The organism is Spirillospora albida, assembly GCF_000718255.1.
GTDB classification, from domain to species: domain Bacteria; phylum Actinomycetota; class Actinomycetes; order Streptosporangiales; family Streptosporangiaceae; genus Spirillospora; species Spirillospora albida.
This window is the reverse complement of record NZ_JOFJ01000018.1, coordinates 137,973-153,271: the sequence shown is the minus strand read 5'-3', so window position 1 is coordinate 153,271 and position 15,299 is coordinate 137,973. Positions and strand designations below refer to the sequence as shown.

The following is a 15,299-nucleotide window of genomic DNA, read 5'->3' as shown; positions in this document are numbered from 1 at the left end:
CCGGCTCACCGTCGACCACTTCGCATCCTGGGGTCGTGGGTGGGATCGGCGTACATGCGCGGGCAGCCGTGATCGATGGCTTCCGGGCGCAGTTCGTAGTGCCAGGCTTCGTTCCTGTAGATCTGGCACAGCCCGTACTCGGCGCCGTTTTCCGACAGCCACATCGTGGCATCGGAAGGCCCGATGTCGACCGCTTCTCCTTTCGCGTGAGGCGAGGTGTCCGGGGTGGCCACCCATCGGGCGGCCTCTTTTTCGGAGCCGTACTTGGAGACCGCTTCGCGAAGGAGCCGGCTCTGGTATGCCGGGGAGCGCCAGCCGCTATTGACGTTGAATTCTATTCCGGCATTCGCGGCGTCCGTCGCGGCCCGGCGGAGGGCAGCGAGGAGATCGGGGTCGAGGTTGGTCACGGCCGGGATCGCCTCGTCGAAGACGGTGACACCGTCGGGTACGGCGCCATCGGCCTCGTCGAGCGGACCACGGCTCTCGATGTGTGCGTCACCCTGCGCATTGCGTGGCAACTTCGAGACGGGGACTGACCGCGATTCGGTTGAGGAGGGCGAGGAGTCCGGGGACCGACTAACCAGGGCGGCGCCGACTGTCGCAATGACGACGATAAGGCCGACGGCGAGAAACACACATGTCTTGCGGGACGCCTTTCGCGTCGAGGCGGGTATTCGATACATGCCTCCAGTCAAGGCAGCATGACGTTGCCGGCACGTATGGAGTCTTCGATATGCCGACGATATGCGCCGTCCCGTAGCATCGATCGCATGCGCGTTTCGATCGTCGAGGACGAGCCCTTTCTCGCGGAGGCCGTCCTCGCCGCCGGCTGCCGCATCGACGGAGGAGACGGTGGATAGGGCACCCGGGCTGAGCGTCCGCCTCAAGCTCACCCTCAGCTACGCCGGGTTCCTCATGCTCGCCGGCGTCCTGCTGCTCGCGGCGGTCTGGGTCCTCATCCTGCGCCACCTGCCCGCCTACACGCCCGTCACCGGCGGCGTGCTGGTCCGCCAGACCCTCATGCACGACTTCGCGGAGGCCGCGGCCGCGCTGCTGTTCTTCCTGCTGATGTTCGGCCTCGTCGGTGGATGGATCCTCGCTGGCCGGATGCTCGCCCCGCTGACCCGCATCACGGACGCCACGCGCCTGGCCACGAGCGGGTCGCTCTCCCACCGGATCCGGCTGCCGGGCCGCGCGGACGAGTTCCGCGAACTCGCCGACGCCTTCGACGGCATGCTCGCACGGCTCGAGGAGCACGTCGCCGAACAGCGGAGGTTCGCGGCCAACGCCTCGCACGAGCTGCGCACGCCGCTGGCGATCTCGAAGGCGCTCATCGACGTGGCCCGCACCGATCCGGACCGCGACACCGGCGAGGTCATCGAACGCCTGCACTCCGTCAACACCCGGGCGATCGACCTCGCCGAAGCGCTGCTCCTGCTCAGCCGCGCCGAACAGCGGTCCTTCACCCGGGAACGCGTCGACCTGTCCCTCCTGGCGGAAGAAGCCGCCGAGACGCTCCTCCCCCTGGCGGAGAAGCGCGGCGTCACCATCGAAACGTCCGGTGGCATCACTGTGACCATCGGATCGCAAGCGCTCCTGCTGCAGCTGACCATGAACCTCATGCAGAACGCGATCGTCCACAACCTGCCCGAACAGGGCACCGTGCGGGTGGATACCAGCGTCCGCGCGGAGACCGTGGTGCTCACCGTCGAGAACACCGGGGAGAAGCTGACTCCACAGCTCATCTCCACGATCACCGAACCGTTCCAGCGCGGGACGGAGCGCATACACACCGACCAGGCAGGCGTCGGCCTCGGCCTGGCGATCGTCAAGACCATCACCCAGGCACACGACGGGACCCTCACCCTCACCCCCCGCCCCGCGGGCGGGCTCCGCGTCACCGTGGAACTCCCCGCGACACCCCCGCACCCCGACAGATAGAGGCGCCGAGACAGCGGACGGTCGGACGCGCTGGGAGATTGCGCCGACGGCCGCCCCTGGGGCCGGTGGGGGCGGTCTATTTCCTGTCGGCGAGGGTGTGGGCGACCAGGGCGTTGGCGTGGCCGTGGCCGAGACCGTGTTCGGTCTTGAGCCACCCGACGAGGTCCATGTGCCTGGTCAAGAGCGAGGAGTTGATGAGGTCGATCCATTCCTGGACGGGGCGGCCGTACTTGGCCTCGATGGCGGGGAAGTAGCTGGCGGGATTGCCCCCGGTCGGTGCGGTCATGATCTGGCTCCGTTCTTGGGTGGTCAGCGTTCGGTGGCGAGTCGCGCGGTCGTCGCGGTGAGCCAGACCAGGCCCAGCGCCGCCCCCGCGAAGAAGATGAGCACGCTGGCGGCGGAGCCGGCGAAACCGGCCAGGACCGCCAGCGGAACGATGCGGGAGGCCGCCGCCCCGCCCGGACGATGACCGAGCCCCGTCCGGGGGAGGCCATCACCGCCGAATCGGTGGCCATGGCCTTCCGCACCACCTACCGGCCGGAGGCGGCCCGGGACGCCACCGTCGGCTATGAGGTCCGCATGGGCGGGTTCACCCTCCGCCTTCAGATCACCGCTGGGGCCCTGGCGGTCGGCGTCGGCCCGCATCCGGCCCCTGACCTGGTCATCGAAAGGATGAACGAGCAGGGAATCCACGCCCTGATGACCGGCGCCAAGACTCCCGACCAAGCACTCGCCGACGGCACCGTGCGGGTGGAGGGCGATCCCGCGCTCCTCCACCGGTTCGTCCAGGCGTTCCGCTTCTGAGGGCCGGACGGAGTGGCGCAAGACTCGTCCGGCAAACGTGTGAGGGTTCGGCGTCGGCACGATCCCGTGCCGACGCCGAACCCCGGTCATGCACTTCGGTCACGCCGGTTGTGACCGGCAATGGCCGTCCACCTTTTTCGGGCGGCTACTCCGCGTAGAGCTGGTCGGTTCCCCGGGCGCTGTAGCCGAGGCTCCAGATGTAGCCGTCCGGGTCGGCGAAGGTACCGCCGTACCCGCCCCAGGGCAGGGCGCCGGCGGGCTTGAGGATCGTGGCGCCGGCCTTCTGCGCCTCGGCGATGATCTCGTCGACCCGCGCCTCGCTGCGGACGACGTAGGTGAGGACCAGTCCACTGAAGCCGCTGCCCTCCGGGCTGGTGCCCACCTGGTCGGCCAGGCCGTCGCGGCCGTAGAAGCCGACGGGCGAGGCCCCGTCCGATTCGAAGAACACCGAGATGCCGTAGTCGTCCTTGATCTTCCAGCCGAGCCCTTCGGTGTAGAACCGCTTGGACGCCTCCATGTCCTTGACGCCGAGGAGGATCGAACTGACGTGCGCTTTCATGGTCTGTCTCCTTGGTGAATCGAGGTGTTCGCGCCGGCGGAACCGTCAGGCCGGACAGCCGGGGCGGGGCCCGGCCGTCACATCGGCGCGGGTTCGCCGGTCAATCACTGATGACCGGCTAGGCGGAGGAATGTGACAGATGGTCGAGCAGGATTGGGTGCGCGAGCGGTTCGCCGAGCATCAGGAACGCTTGCACGCGGTGGCCTACCGGATGCTCGGCTCGCCCGGCGAGGCCGAGGACGCGGTGCAGGAGGCGTGGCTGCGGGTCAGCCGTGCCGACACCGGCCAGGTGGAGAACCCGGGAGGGTGGCTGACCACGATCGTCAGCCGGGTCTGCCTGAACATGCTGGAGGCACGCCGGAACCGGCGTGAGGAGTCGGCCGGGACGGTGCCGGCCGAGCCGCACGCGCAGCACGCGAGCATCCGCCCGGCCGAACAGGGCGGCCCCGAGGACGAGGCGCTGCTGGCCGATTCGGTCGGCGTCGCGCTGATGGTGGTGCTGGACGCGCTGACTCCGGCCGAGCGGCTCGCGTTCGTCCTGCACGACGTGTTCGCCGTGTCCTTCGCCGAGATCGGGGCCATCATCGACCGCTCCCCGACGGCGGCGCGGCAGCTCGCCAGCCGGGCCCGGCGCCGGGTGCAGGGAGCGGCGGACGCGTCCGATGCCGCGCGATCGGCGAAGCGGGAGATCGTCGAAGCCTTCCTTGCGGCCTCCCGTGGCGGGGACTTCGCCGCCCTGCTGGAGCTGCTCGATCCGGGCGCCGTGGTCGGCGAGCTCCGCGGCGGACCGGAGGTGGCGGCCTTCTTCGCCGGACGGGCCCAGGCCGCGCGGCTCGCGCTGGTGGACGGCGTCCCGGCGGCCGTGTGGTCGCACCTGGGCCGGCCCAAGGCGGTCATCACCTTCACCGTCGACCACGACAGGATCACCCGTATCGACGTCGACACCGATCCGGATCGGATCCGGGAGCTCGACATCGTCATTCTTCCCGCCGACGACAGGGAGCGGCGTTGACCCGCGCGGATCTCAGGCTCTCGTCGTGCGCTCTGGCCGTCCACGACCTGGGCGAGGCGCTCGCCTTCTACCGTGACGTGCTCGGTTTCGAGGTGCGCGCCGAGGAGTCGCGGCAGGTGAGCGTGGGCCCGCCTTCGCAGCCGGACGTGCGGATCCTCCTCCGCTCCCCCGGCGCGGACGCGGTCGTCTCGCCGGCCGACCGGCATGCGATCGTCGACCTGATGGCCAAGAGCCTGCTGGGCTGTCTCGTCTTCGTGACCGACGACTGCGACGCCACCTTCGAACGCATCGAGGCCGCGGGCGCCGAGGTGATGCAGGAACCGATCGACCGGCCCGGTGACGTCCGCGACTGCGCCTTCCTCGATCCCTCCGGGAACATGCTCCGATTCACCCAGCCGCGGCAACTGCACTGAGCCCCCGTCTGCAATCCTGGCGGGTCAGAGAGGGACTGAAGGTGTCCTCATTTCGCAGTATCACCGGCGGCACCGCGTACCTCTACTCCGGTGGGATTCCGGAGTAGAGGTACGCGGTGTCGGCGTCCGGCTGGTCAGCTCCTCTTGTTGAGGAAGCGGAGGACGAGTTCGTTGTAGCGGTCGGGCTGTTCGGCCGGGACGATGTGCCCGGCTCCCTCGACGAAGGCGGCCTCCGAGTCCTTGTTGCTCTCGGCGAGGGCTGCGCCGATGGAGGTCAGGGTCTCCTGGTCCAGCACGACGCTCTTGTCTTCGGTGCCGTGCAGGTACAGGGCCGGCTGGCTGGGCAGGGCGCCCCAGAGGCGGTCGTGTTCGGCCGCCCACTCCGGCGTGCCCATCTGCGTGGAGCCGAAGTTGGTCCGGTAGAGGTCCAGGGCGGCCCGGAGCCGGGCCGGCTCGCCCAGGGCCTTGCGCATCCCGTCGATCTCCTCGGTGGCGTCGAACCCGGGGGAGGTCCACTTGTCCTGCAGGCCCTGGCGCAGCCAGGCCATGTCGTCGGCGGCCAGGACCTCGGTGGCCATGTCCATCTGGATGAACCAGAAGTGGTTCAGGTTCTCGATGCCCTCGAAGGTGCCGGCGTAGGCGGCGAAGAACCGCAGCGGCGGGACGTCGCTGACCACCACCCGCGACCACCGCTCGGGGGCCGTGACGGCGGCGGACCAGGCCACGCCCCCGCCCCAGTCGTGCCCGACCAGGACCGCGTCGCCGTCACCGCCCAACTCCTGGTGCAGGGCGTTGACGTCGTCGACGAGGTCGCGGAGGAGCATGCTGCCGTCGGCCGGGAGCGCGGTGGGGGCGAAGGCGCGCATGTTGGGGGCGACGGCCCGGTAACCGGCCGCGGCCAGCGCCGGGATCAGATGGCGGTAGGTGACGTCCCCGGACTCGGGGAAGCCGTGCAGCAGCAGGGCCAGCGGGCCTTCCCCCTCCTCGACGTAGGAGAAGTCGATGCCGTTGGCGGTGATGCGCCCGTTGTTCACGTGGACTCCGTGCTTGTGGAAGTGATGTGCGGTGCCGCGGGATGGGCCCCTCCCCCGGCGACTCCGATCGTGCTTGCTTGCGGCACTTCCTCCAAGTACCTACTATTTTTTCAGGTACCTACCTTTTCTTCAGTATCGGAGGGCGAAGTGAAGAAGCGAAGCTACTCGTGCGGGCTCGATGCCGCCGTGGACGTGGTGGGCGGCAAGTGGAAGGCCCTGATCCTGTGGGCTCTGCACGACGGTCCGCGGCGCTTCGGTGAGCTGAGGCGGGGCGTACCGGGCATCAGCGAGAAGTCGCTGATCATCCAGTTGCGCGAGATGGAGCACTGCGGCCTGGTGCACCGGGAGGTGTACCACCAGGTCCCGCCGAAGGTGGAGTACTCGCTGACCGACCTCGGCACCTCGCTCAACCAAGCCCTGATCCCGTTGGGCGAGTGGGGCGAGAAGCACATGAAGACCATCGAGGCCATCCCCGCGGCCTGAGCCTGGACGGGCGGGTCTCGTGAGTGCTGTAGCCGAAGCTCCAGATATAGGTCGCCAAGTTCGTTGACCAGCACCGGGTATGGTGCGCACGTGTCCGCGCACATAGGTCTCGACCTGCTGGAACGTGGTGTTCTGGCGGCTCTGGACCGGCGGTCGCCCGCCTGGACCGCATCCTCAACGATCATTACGGAGGTCTGCCGGGAGGGGGGCGCGATCGCCGTCGACGCCGAAACCGCGCTCCCGACCGAGCACCGCCGCAGCATCGCCGAGCAACTCGGCCGCCAGTGCATCCCACGCCGTGGCCGCCCCGACGACGTCGCCGCCGCCGCGCTATTCCTCGCCACGCCCGCCGCCGCGTTCATCACCGGGCAGACTCTCCACGTCGATGGAGGCTGGATCCTGCACTGACCGCCGACTACCTGGGAGGAACACCGATGCACCCGACCCCGCAGCCCGGCTTCGTCAAGCCCACGAACGAGCCGGGCCGTCACCGGGTCCGCGCCGTGCTGCTCACTCCGGAGGGGAACCTGCTGCTGATGAAGCGGATCCGGCCCGGTGTCGAGCCTTACTGGGTCGTCATCGGCGGTGGCGTTGAGGACACCGATGCCGGCCCCCTCGACGCACTGCACCGCGAGATCAGGGAGGAGATCGCAGGAAGCGCCGACATCGTCCGGCACCTGCACACCCTGGAGAGTCCCGGCGGCGGCCGCGAGGACTTCTACCTCGCCGCCATCACGAACTGGAACTTCACCGCCCGAACCGGCCCGGAGTTCACCCGAACCGACCGCGGCGAGTACCGGCTCGAACAGATCCCCGCCACACCCCAGGCCGTGGCCGCGATCAACCTCAAGCCCAACCCGATCGCCGACGTCCTGCGAGCCGAACTCGACGCAGGAACACTCACCGCCGACGGTCATGCACGACATCAGGCCCCTCGATGAGCGCCCGGTTCCACCGGGACGTAGTCCCCGGAAAGCAAGTCAGCCGCGGGGCGGGCCGAAGCCGTTGGCGACCGCGCCCAGGGAGAGAGCCAGCCACGAACACGCCGCAGCCTATCCACCGTGGGCTGTATCCCGAGGACAGATGGGTGCGGTGCGGCGTGGGGGGACGGCCGCGACGGCGAGGGATGAGCACTTGATGGCCAACGGCAACACCGGCCAGCCTTTGAGCAGGGCGGATCCGCGTTCACCGAGGCAGCTCGGGCGGCGCTGCTCGATATCTTGGATCAGCTTCTAGAACTAGGGCGTGTTTCGAAGTGGGTTGAGTGTCGGCGTGTTGTGAGCCGGACGCAGTGAGGTCTCCGGTAGATGGTTCATCGACCAAGAAGAACCTGAAACCGGAGACCTCGTGGCCACCTTAGCGGTGACGAGGCGGTTCGATCTGACCGACGCGCAATGGGCGATCCTGGGGCCGCTGCTGCCCGTCCCCAGGCGGTCTGGTCGACCGTCGAAATGGACCAAGCGGCAGCTGATTGATGGGATCCGCTGGCGGGTGCGGACGGGGGCGCCGTGGCGGGACGTGCCCGAGTGTTACGGCTCCTGGCAGGCGGTCTACGGGCTGTTCCGCCGGTGGCAGCGTGAGGGTGTGTGGGCGCGGATCCTGGCCGGCCTGCAGGCCCGGGCGGATGTGGCCGGGCTGATCGGCTGGGAGGTGAACATCGACTCCACCATCATGCGGGCCCACCAGCACGCCGCCGGGGCCCGCCGCCACGGCGACCTGCAACGCGAGTCCCCCGGCGGCACGGCCATCGAGCCCGGCGATCACGCCCTGGGCCGCTCCCGCGGCGGGCTGTCGACCAAAGTGCATCTGGCCTGCGAGCAGGGCCAGAAACCACTGTCTTTGGTGGTGACGGCGGGGCAGCGCGGGGACGCCCCGCAGTTCGAGGCGGTGATGGCCGGAATCTGCGTGGCGCGTCATAGACGAGGTCGCGCACTCTTCGCGAATCCGCCGTTTTCAATCCCTGCTTCCCGTCCTCGCGCGCCGCTTCCAGAGCCTGATCCTTTCACGGGACGAGCCGCAGGCTCAGGCCGTGCGGCTGCCGGGAGTCGGTTCGGCCGCGCCGTCCCGCAGAGCGGCGAAGAGGGCGTCGGCTACGCGTTCGCGGCCCTGGCCGTCGACCGCCGTGGCGCCGTGGCCTGCCAGGGCGGCTCGGACGGACGGGTCGGTGAGCAGCCGGAAGAGCGTTCTGGACGCCTCCGGTCCGAACTCCCGCACGTGGCCGAGACCGGCGGCCAGGCCCCGGGACACGGTGGCGGTGTAGCCGTCGCGCTGATGGTCGACGACCCAGGTCAGCGCGGTCGGGACGCCCAGGTGCAGCATGTCCCAGATCGAGGTGCCCGAGGCCGTCACGACCACGTCGGACGCGGCGGCCAGGGCGGGCAGGTCGGCGACGGGGGGAATCACCCGCGCGGTCTGGCCCGGCGCCAGCGTGACGCTCTCCAGCTCCGCCAGCAGCGGCGGACGCGCGGCGATGACCGTGGCGTCGAAGGGCGCCCCGGTTCCGGCGGCCAGGCGCAGGACGGCGGGGGCCGCGCCGTACGGATCCGTTCCGCCGAAGACGCACAGGACGCGGGGCGGTCCGTCCAGCGGGCGTCGGGGGCGGGGCCGTGCGTGGGCGCGGACGTCGTCGCGCAGCAGCGCGTACCGGAGCCCGGCCAGGTGGGTCGAGGCGGGCGGCAGGTCGACGGCGACGTCCTCGGCGCCGAGGTTCTGGTCGACGAAGATGTCGGCGTCCTGGCCGCGGGTCGTCCCGTCCACGATGGCCAGGACGGGCAGCCCGGCGCGGCGCAGCTCCCCCGAGACCGCCGGCGGCAGCAGGTAGGAGTCGAGGACGAGGGCGTCGAAGCGGGCGGCGGATGCGACCAGGTCGGGCGGCGGTTCCTCCAGCGGTACCGGGCCGAACAGCGCCGGGATCCACTCGATCCCCGAGGTCGGCGCCATGACCCGCACGGACGCACCGCGCGACAGCAGCTCCTCCGCCAGGGCCAGGCAGCGCATCAGGTGGCCGACGCCGATCCCCGGCCCCGCGTCGCAGTAGATGCCGACCGACGGACACTTCCCGAATCTCGCTCCTGGCGGCGACATGACACGCTACGCTACCGCAACATCACCATGAGTAACCAACTGCGCGGAGGGGGCCGGCAATGGATCTCGTGGGCTCGTCGATCCTGATCACGGGGGGGACGGGGTCGTTCGGGAAGGCGTTCGTCCGGCACGCCCTCGACCACCTCGACCCGCGACGGATCGTGGTCTTCTCCCGGGACGAACTGAAGCAGTACGAGATGCGGCAGAAGTTCGACGACGACCCGCGCCTGCGGTGGTTCATCGGCGACATCCGCGATCCCGTGCGGCTGCGGCGCGCGATGCACGGCGTCGACCACGTCGTGCACGTGGCGGCGCTGAAGCAGGTCGACACCGCCGAGTACAACCCGTTCGAGTACGTCCAGACGAACGTGGTCGGGTCGCACAACGTCGTGGACGCGGCGATCGACTGCGGCGTGAAGCGGGTCGTGGCGCTGTCGACGGACAAGGCGTCCAGCCCGATCAACCTGTACGGCGCGACGAAGCTGGTGGCCGACAAGCTGTTCGTGTCGGCGAACCACTACGCGGCCGCGCACGAGACCCGGTTCTGCGTCGTGCGGTACGGGAACGTGATGGGCAGCCGGGGGTCGGTCATCCCGTTCTTCCGGCGGCTGGCGGAGCGGGGCGAGAGCCTGCCGATCACCGACAAGCGGATGACGCGGTTCTGGATCACGCTGGACCAGGCCGTCAGGTTCGTCGTCGACTCGTTCGCGATGATGGACGGCGGCGAGCTGTACGTGCCGCGCATCCCGAGCATGCGGCTGGTCGACCTCGCGGAGGCGATCGCGCCGGACTGCGTCGTCCACGAGATCGGGGTGCGGCCGGGCGAGAAGCTGCACGAGGAGATGATCTCCCCCGACGACGCGCGCCGCACCCTGCGGCTGCGCGACCGGTACGTGGTGATGCCGACGATCGCGACGTGGGGGTACACCCCGCCGGCGGACGGCGAGCCCGTGCACGAGGGGTTCTCCTGCCGCTCCGACACCAACGACCTGTGGCTCGACCACGACGACCTGCGCGAACTCCTCGCGGGGAGCGGTACGTGATCCCGTACGGGCGGCAGTCCGTCGGAGACCTCGACGTCGAGGCGGTCACCGCGGTCCTGCGGGGCGACTGGCTGACGACGGGCCCGGCGGTCGCGGCGTTCGAGGCGGAGCTGGCGCGCCGGACGGGCGGCGTCCCGTGCGTGAGCGTCAGCTCCGGGACGGCCGCGCTGCACGTCGCGTACGCGGCGGCGGGGGTCGGCGCGGGCGATGAGGTCGTGATGTCGCCGATGACGTTCGTCGCGACGGCGGCGACGGCGGCGCAGCTCGGCGCGCGGGTCGTGTTCGCGGACGTGTCCGACGACGTGCCCGTCCTCGACCCGGGGGCGGCGGAGGCCGCGGTGACGTCCCGGACCAGGGCGGTGACGGCGGTCGACTACGCGGGCCATCCCGCCGACTACGACGCGCTCCGCAAGATCACCGACCGGGGCGGCCAGCTCCTGCTCTCGGACGCGGCGCACGCGCTGGGGTCGTCCTGGCACGGCGTGCCGGTCGGGGCGCTGGCCGACCTGACGACGTTCTCGTTCTTCCCGACGAAGAACGTGACGACGGCGGAGGGCGGCGCGGTCGCGGTGTCCGACCCGGACCTGCTGGAGCGGGCGCGGGCGTTCCGCTGCCATGGGCTCGTCCGCGACACCGGCCGGATGCGGCGCCCCGACGAGGGCGGCTGGCATCAGGAGGTGCACGCGTTCGGGCTGAACTACCGGCTGCCGGACGTGCTGTGCGCGCTCGGGATGAGCCAGCTCGAACGGCTGGAGGCGTTCAAGCGGCGCCGCGCGCGGCTTGTGGAACGGTACGACGAGCTGCTCGCGGACGTGCCGGGCCTGCGGCTGCCGCACGTCCGTCCGGGCGCCGACCCGATGTGGCACCTGTACGCGGTGCGGGTGCTGGACGGCAGGCGCCGCGAGGTCTACGACCGGATGCGGGCCGCGGGCGTCGGCGTCCAGGTGAACTACCTGCCGGTGTACCTGCACCCGGTGTTCGAGGACCTCGGCTACCGGCGCGGCCTCTGCCCGGCCGCGGAGGAGTTCTACGACGAGCAGCTGTCGCTCCCGCTGTTCCCCGGCCTGAGCGACAGCGATCAGGACCAGGTCGTGGACGCGCTGCGGGGCATCCTCATCTGAGGCGCGCCATGCATCATTCGAATCTCTTCTACGGGCACGCGCACCTGTTCGCGCGGTACTGCGGCCTGGACGACACCGCCCCGCCGCGGATACGGGGAACGCTCCAGCACGGCTGGAACCCCGTCCACGGGTTCGGGGTCATGCACAAGGTCCCGCACGGCTATCCGAAGTTCGTGTGGTCCGACATCGTGCGGCGGCGGGCGTGGTCGATCGGCTGGCGGGACTGCTACGTCATCGGCGCGCCCTGGAACTACCTCCTGGCGATGGAGCCCGACCTCGGCCGGGTGCCGGACGGGGAGCGGCGCGGCACCATCTGGTACCCGTTCCACGGCTGGGAGTACAACAAGGTGGCCGGCGACCACGACCGGCTCATCGCGGAGATCAGGGCGACGGAGCCGGGGCCGGTGACCGTCTGTCTGTACTGGCTGGAACACCGCGACCCGCGCGTCCGGGCCCGGTACGAGGACGCCGGGTTCCGCGTCATCTGCCACGGCTACCGGGGGTGGCGGGGGCGCGGCGTGGAACCGCGGTTCCTGTACGGGCAGCTCGCGGAGCTGCGCCGGCATCGGCGGGTCGCGTCGAACCGGCTGTCCAGCGCGCTGCTGTACGGCACGCTCGCCGGCTGCGCGCCGGCGCTGTACGGCGATCCCATGACGCTGGCGGGCGGCAGCCCGGTGTACGGCGATCCCGGGCGGGGCAACCGGATGCGGCCCGAGCTGCGCGGCGCGGAGATCGATCCGGCCGTGGCGCGGGCGGTGGCCGAGGAGGAGCTCGGCCACCGGTGGGTCGCGCCGCCCGAGGAGATCCGCCGGCTGTTCGGCTGGCCTGCTCCATCCGATCGTGAGGAAGTCCTGACATGACCGACCCGTCCACCATGTCGCCGGTCGACGCGCCGCTCGACGTGCCGGACCCGTGGGGCGTCCGCCTCCTCGGCGGCGAGATGCTGCTCTGGTCGGACGACGACGACCCCGGGGTCGTGAGCGTCGCCCCGGCCGCCGCGGGGGCGCTGCTCGGCGAACTCGCCGCCCGCGTCGTCCAGCCCGGCGACCGCATCCTCGTCGCCGGCCCGCACCCGCGCGGCCTGCCCGACCTGCTCGCCGGACGCGACGCCCGGGTCACGTTCGTCCTGCGGTCGCTGCCGGACGCCCGCGCCCTGGCCCGCGCCAACGCCGACCGCACCACCACGCGGGTGTGCTGCGGCGGCATCGAGAAGCTGCCCGGCGACGAGCGCTACGACGTCGTCGTCGCGCTCGGCGGGCTGGAGCGGCTGCTGTCCAGCGACAGCCCCGACCTGGCCTGGACGGAGATCGCGCGGCGGCTCGCCGGGGCGCTCACCCCCGGCGGCGTCCTGCTCCTCGGCGTCGAGAACGAGATCGGCGTGCACCGGCTCTGCGACGTCGCGGCGCCCGACACGCGGCGCGGCGACGGCAACTGGCGGCCGCCGCTCGGCCCCGGCCGCCCCACCGACCCGGCCGGGCTGTGCCACGTCCTGGACGGCCTCGGCATGGCGCCGGACCGCTGCTACGCCGCCTACGCCGGCCCCGCCGCGCCGTCCCTGCTCATCGACCACGAGCTGCTGGAGGAGGGCCTCCTCGCGGAGGCCACCGAGCCGCTGCTCGCCGCCGCGTGCGCCGACGGGTTCGGCGGACGCCCCGTCCTCAGCGACCCGCGCTGGATCCTGCGGGCCGCGCTCGCCCGCGGCCTCGCCGGGGCGCTCGCGCCGGGCTGGGTCGCGGTCGCCCGCCCCTACGGCGACCCGTCGCCGGAGACGCTGCCGTGGGCGCTCGCCGCCGACGGCGCCGCCCCGTGGACGGTCGTCCGCGAGCTGCACGCGGAGGGCCCGGCCTGGGAGCTCTGCGGCACCGCCGCGCCCCGCGTCGCGGGCCGCATCATCCGCGACCCGGCCCGGCTGCGCGGCCCCGTCCGGGGCGGCCGGGACGCCGAGACGCTGCTGCGCGCCGCGTGCGACCGGCACGACCTGCCCGCCGTCCGCGACCTGCTCGGCGCGTACGCCGAATGGCTGTTCAAGCAGGCCGAGAACGGGCTCGTCCCGGGCCGCCTGGCGTTCGCCACCCTCGACAACCTGGCGGCCGTGCCATCGGGGTTCGCGGCGCTCGACCCGAGCTGGGAATGGGCGGAGCCGCTGCCCGCCGAGCACGTCCTCGCCCGGACGCTGCGCCGCTTCCTGGCCCGGATGCTGCAGAGCGGGCAGCGCCACCCGTGGCCGGCGTCGATGTCCCCGGACGACATCTGCACCACCCTGCACGCCATGGCCGGGCGCCCTGCCGGCCGGCCGCTGCTGGACGCGGGCCTGCTGCTGGAGGCCGAGGTCGCCGCGTCCATGACCGGACGTCCCGTCGCCGACCTGGTGCAGCGCCTCCGGCACGCGGCGGAGGCGCCCGGCGCGGTCCGCGGCCACCGCGAGCTGGTGTCCGCGCACGCCCGCCTCCAGGACGAGGTGCGGCTGCTCCGTCAGCGCGCCGACTGGGCGGACGAGGCGCTCACCGCCCGCGAGCTGGAGGTCAAGGAGCTGAAGGGCCGCCTGCGCGAGCAGCGCGCCGAGATGCGCTCCGGCCGGCACGGCCGCTCGGGCCCCGGCCGCCTGGTGGTCGCCCCGCTCCGCTACGCCCGCCGCGTCCTCGTCCACCCCCAGAAAGGACAGACATGACGACCAACGGACAACCCCCCGGCGCGCATGACGGCCCCCGGGTGCTGGAGATCGGCGGGCACCGGGTCGGGCCGGGCCACGAGCCGTTCATCGTGGCCGAGCTGTCCGGCAACCACAACGGCGACCTCGGGCGCGCGCTCGCGATCGTCGACGCGGTCGCCGACGCGGGCGCGCAGGCGGTGAAGCTGCAGACGTACCGGCCCGACACCATCACCGTCGACGCCGACGGGCCCGCGTTCCGGGTCGGGGACGGGCACCGACTGTGGGGCGGGGAGACGCTGCACGACCTGTACGAGCGGGCGCAGACGCCGTGGGAATGGCATGAGCCGATCTTCGCGCGGGCGCGGGAGCGGGGGCTCGCCGCGTTCTCGTCGCCGTTCGACCCGTCGGCGGTGCGGCTGCTGGAGTCCCTCGACGTCCCCGCCTACAAGATCGCCTCGTCGGAGCTCGTCGACCTGCCGCTGATCCGGCTCACCGCCGCGACCGGCAAGCCGCTCATCGTCTCGACCGGGATGGCGACCGCCGCGGAGATCGACGCGGCCGTGCGGGCGGCGCGGGAGGCCGGCTGCGAGCAGCTCGCCGTGCTCGGCTGCACCGCCGCCTACCCGGCGTCGCCGCAGGACGGGAACCTGCGCGCGCTGCCGCTGCTCGCCGACCTGTTCGGCACCGTCGTCGGCTACTCCGACCACACCCCGGGCGTCGGCGTCGCGGTCGCGGCCGTCGCGCTCGGCGCGTCCCTCGTCGAGAAGCACGTGACGCTCGCCCGCGCCGACGGCGGCGTCGACGCGGAGTTCTCCCTCGAACCGCACGAGGTCGCGGCGCTCGTCACCGAGACGCGCCGCGCCTGGCAGGCGCTCGGCACCGCCCGCATCGGGCCGCGCCCCGCCGAACGGGAGGGGCTGCGGTTCCGGCGGTCACTGTACGTGGTTACCGACGTCCGCGCGGGGCAGGAGGTGACCGAGCGCAACGTCCGGTCGATCCGGCCGGCGGGGGGTCTCGCCCCGGACGCGCTCGGCGAGGTCCTCGGCCGGACGTTCCGCCGCGACGTCCCCAAGGGCACGCCCCTGTCCTGGTCCCTGCTCTGAACCGGCTCGCGATGAACCGGGCGCCGCGCGGCGCCGCTCCGCGAACAGAAAC

The 15,299-nt window shown here is 71.8% G+C and carries 18 protein-coding genes and 1 pseudogene; 14 read left to right on the top strand and 5 right to left on the bottom strand.

The window, feature by feature from the left end:
* Positions 1 to 5 precede the first annotated feature (5 nt).
* Entirely contained in the window at positions 6 to 518 is a 513-nt protein-coding gene (locus IE99_RS0122675) for a M15 family metallopeptidase (protein WP_245623309.1), read from the bottom strand.
* Between the two features lie 334 nt (positions 519 to 852).
* Here IE99_RS0122675 and IE99_RS0122665 point away from each other — a divergent pair, with 334 nt between their 5' ends.
* Positions 853 to 1,941 carry a sensor histidine kinase gene (locus IE99_RS0122665; RefSeq protein ID WP_030174416.1) on the top strand — a complete coding sequence of 363 codons (1,089 nt, stop codon included), beginning with the start codon at positions 853 to 855 and terminating at the stop codon, positions 1,939 to 1,941.
* Positions 1,942 to 2,017: 76 nt separating this feature from the next.
* Here the strand turns inward: IE99_RS0122665 and IE99_RS0122660 are convergent, their stop codons facing one another.
* Positions 2,018 to 2,227: a DUF4287 domain-containing protein gene (locus IE99_RS0122660; protein WP_030174413.1), complete on the bottom strand. Its 210-nt coding sequence runs from the start codon at positions 2,225 to 2,227 to the stop codon at positions 2,018 to 2,020.
* 33 nt (positions 2,228 to 2,260) lie between these two features.
* On the opposite strand from IE99_RS0122660, the gene IE99_RS32790 reads away from it, so the two are divergent.
* Together IE99_RS32790 and IE99_RS0122650 are read left to right on the top strand one after the other, a co-directional pair.
* On the top strand, positions 2,261 to 2,410 hold the full coding sequence (locus IE99_RS32790) for a hypothetical protein (RefSeq protein WP_157610444.1): 150 nt from the start codon (positions 2,261 to 2,263) through the stop codon (positions 2,408 to 2,410).
* Entirely contained in the window at positions 2,407 to 2,745 is a 339-nt protein-coding gene (locus IE99_RS0122650) for an SCP2 sterol-binding domain-containing protein (protein ID WP_051713045.1), read from the top strand. The genes IE99_RS32790 and IE99_RS0122650 overlap by 4 nt, the downstream gene beginning before the upstream one ends.
* A 145-nt stretch (positions 2,746 to 2,890) precedes the next feature.
* On the opposite strand, the gene IE99_RS0122645 is transcribed toward IE99_RS0122650, so the two are convergent.
* Positions 2,891 to 3,304, bottom strand: coding sequence for a VOC family protein (locus IE99_RS0122645; RefSeq protein WP_030174407.1), 414 nt, complete (start codon positions 3,302 to 3,304; stop codon positions 2,891 to 2,893).
* A gap of 139 nt (positions 3,305 to 3,443) precedes the next feature.
* On the opposite strand from IE99_RS0122645, the gene IE99_RS0122640 reads away from it, so the two are divergent.
* Complete coding sequence (locus tag IE99_RS0122640; RefSeq protein WP_030174398.1) at positions 3,444 to 4,316, top strand: sigma-70 family RNA polymerase sigma factor; 873 nt, start codon at positions 3,444 to 3,446, stop codon at positions 4,314 to 4,316.
* A complete protein-coding gene (locus IE99_RS0122635; protein ID WP_030174395.1) occupies positions 4,313 to 4,729 on the top strand; it encodes a VOC family protein in 417 nt (138 codons plus the stop codon). Before IE99_RS0122640 ends, IE99_RS0122635 begins: the two co-directional genes overlap by 4 nt.
* Before the next feature lie 134 nt (positions 4,730 to 4,863).
* Here IE99_RS0122635 and IE99_RS0122630 read toward each other — a convergent pair whose 3' ends face one another.
* On the bottom strand, positions 4,864 to 5,763 hold the full coding sequence (locus tag IE99_RS0122630; protein ID WP_030174393.1) for an alpha/beta fold hydrolase: 900 nt from the start codon (positions 5,761 to 5,763) through the stop codon (positions 4,864 to 4,866).
* Between the two features lie 147 nt (positions 5,764 to 5,910).
* On the opposite strand from IE99_RS0122630, the gene IE99_RS0122625 reads away from it, so the two are divergent.
* The 4 genes and pseudogenes from IE99_RS0122625 to IE99_RS33725 form a co-directional block, all read left to right on the top strand.
* The gene (locus tag IE99_RS0122625; RefSeq protein WP_030174391.1) at positions 5,911 to 6,246 is read left to right on the top strand and encodes a winged helix-turn-helix transcriptional regulator; all 336 of its coding nucleotides are present in this window, start codon (positions 5,911 to 5,913) and stop codon (positions 6,244 to 6,246) included.
* Positions 6,247 to 6,336: 90 nt separating this feature from the next.
* On the top strand, positions 6,337 to 6,654 hold the full coding sequence (locus tag IE99_RS33580) for an SDR family oxidoreductase (protein ID WP_051713043.1): 318 nt from the start codon (positions 6,337 to 6,339) through the stop codon (positions 6,652 to 6,654).
* Positions 6,655 to 6,680: 26 nt separating this feature from the next.
* Complete coding sequence (locus IE99_RS0122615) at positions 6,681 to 7,187, top strand: NUDIX hydrolase (protein WP_084219811.1); 507 nt, start codon at positions 6,681 to 6,683, stop codon at positions 7,185 to 7,187.
* Between the two features lie 406 nt (positions 7,188 to 7,593).
* Positions 7,594 to 8,175 (top strand): annotated as a pseudogene (locus tag IE99_RS33725) (IS5 family transposase); the annotation flags it as partial.
* Between the two features lie 93 nt (positions 8,176 to 8,268).
* Here IE99_RS33725 and IE99_RS33220 read toward each other — a convergent pair.
* Positions 8,269 to 9,330 (bottom strand): PseG/SpsG family protein, encoded by a 1,062-nt coding sequence (locus tag IE99_RS33220; RefSeq protein WP_051713040.1) that lies wholly within the window; start codon positions 9,328 to 9,330, stop codon positions 8,269 to 8,271.
* 59 nt (positions 9,331 to 9,389) lie between these two features.
* On the opposite strand from IE99_RS33220, the gene pseB reads away from it, so the two are divergent.
* The 5 genes from pseB to pseI are packed head-to-tail and all read left to right on the top strand — an operon-like array spanning position 9,390 to position 15,247.
* Positions 9,390 to 10,373 (top strand): UDP-N-acetylglucosamine 4,6-dehydratase (inverting), encoded by a 984-nt coding sequence (gene pseB, locus IE99_RS32780; RefSeq protein WP_030174380.1) that lies wholly within the window; start codon positions 9,390 to 9,392, stop codon positions 10,371 to 10,373.
* On the top strand, positions 10,370 to 11,494 hold the full coding sequence (locus IE99_RS0122600) for a DegT/DnrJ/EryC1/StrS family aminotransferase (RefSeq protein ID WP_030174377.1): 1,125 nt from the start codon (positions 10,370 to 10,372) through the stop codon (positions 11,492 to 11,494). Before pseB ends, IE99_RS0122600 begins: the two co-directional genes overlap by 4 nt.
* Before the next feature lie 8 nt (positions 11,495 to 11,502).
* Complete coding sequence (locus IE99_RS0122595) at positions 11,503 to 12,354, top strand: hypothetical protein (protein WP_030174375.1); 852 nt, start codon at positions 11,503 to 11,505, stop codon at positions 12,352 to 12,354.
* Complete coding sequence (locus tag IE99_RS0122590) at positions 12,351 to 14,162, top strand: class I SAM-dependent methyltransferase (RefSeq protein WP_051713038.1); 1,812 nt, start codon at positions 12,351 to 12,353, stop codon at positions 14,160 to 14,162. Before IE99_RS0122595 ends, IE99_RS0122590 begins: the two co-directional genes overlap by 4 nt.
* Positions 14,159 to 15,247 (top strand): pseudaminic acid synthase, encoded by a 1,089-nt coding sequence (gene pseI / locus IE99_RS0122585; RefSeq protein ID WP_051713036.1) that lies wholly within the window; start codon positions 14,159 to 14,161, stop codon positions 15,245 to 15,247. Before IE99_RS0122590 ends, pseI begins: the two co-directional genes overlap by 4 nt.
* Positions 15,248 to 15,299 lie beyond the last annotated feature (52 nt).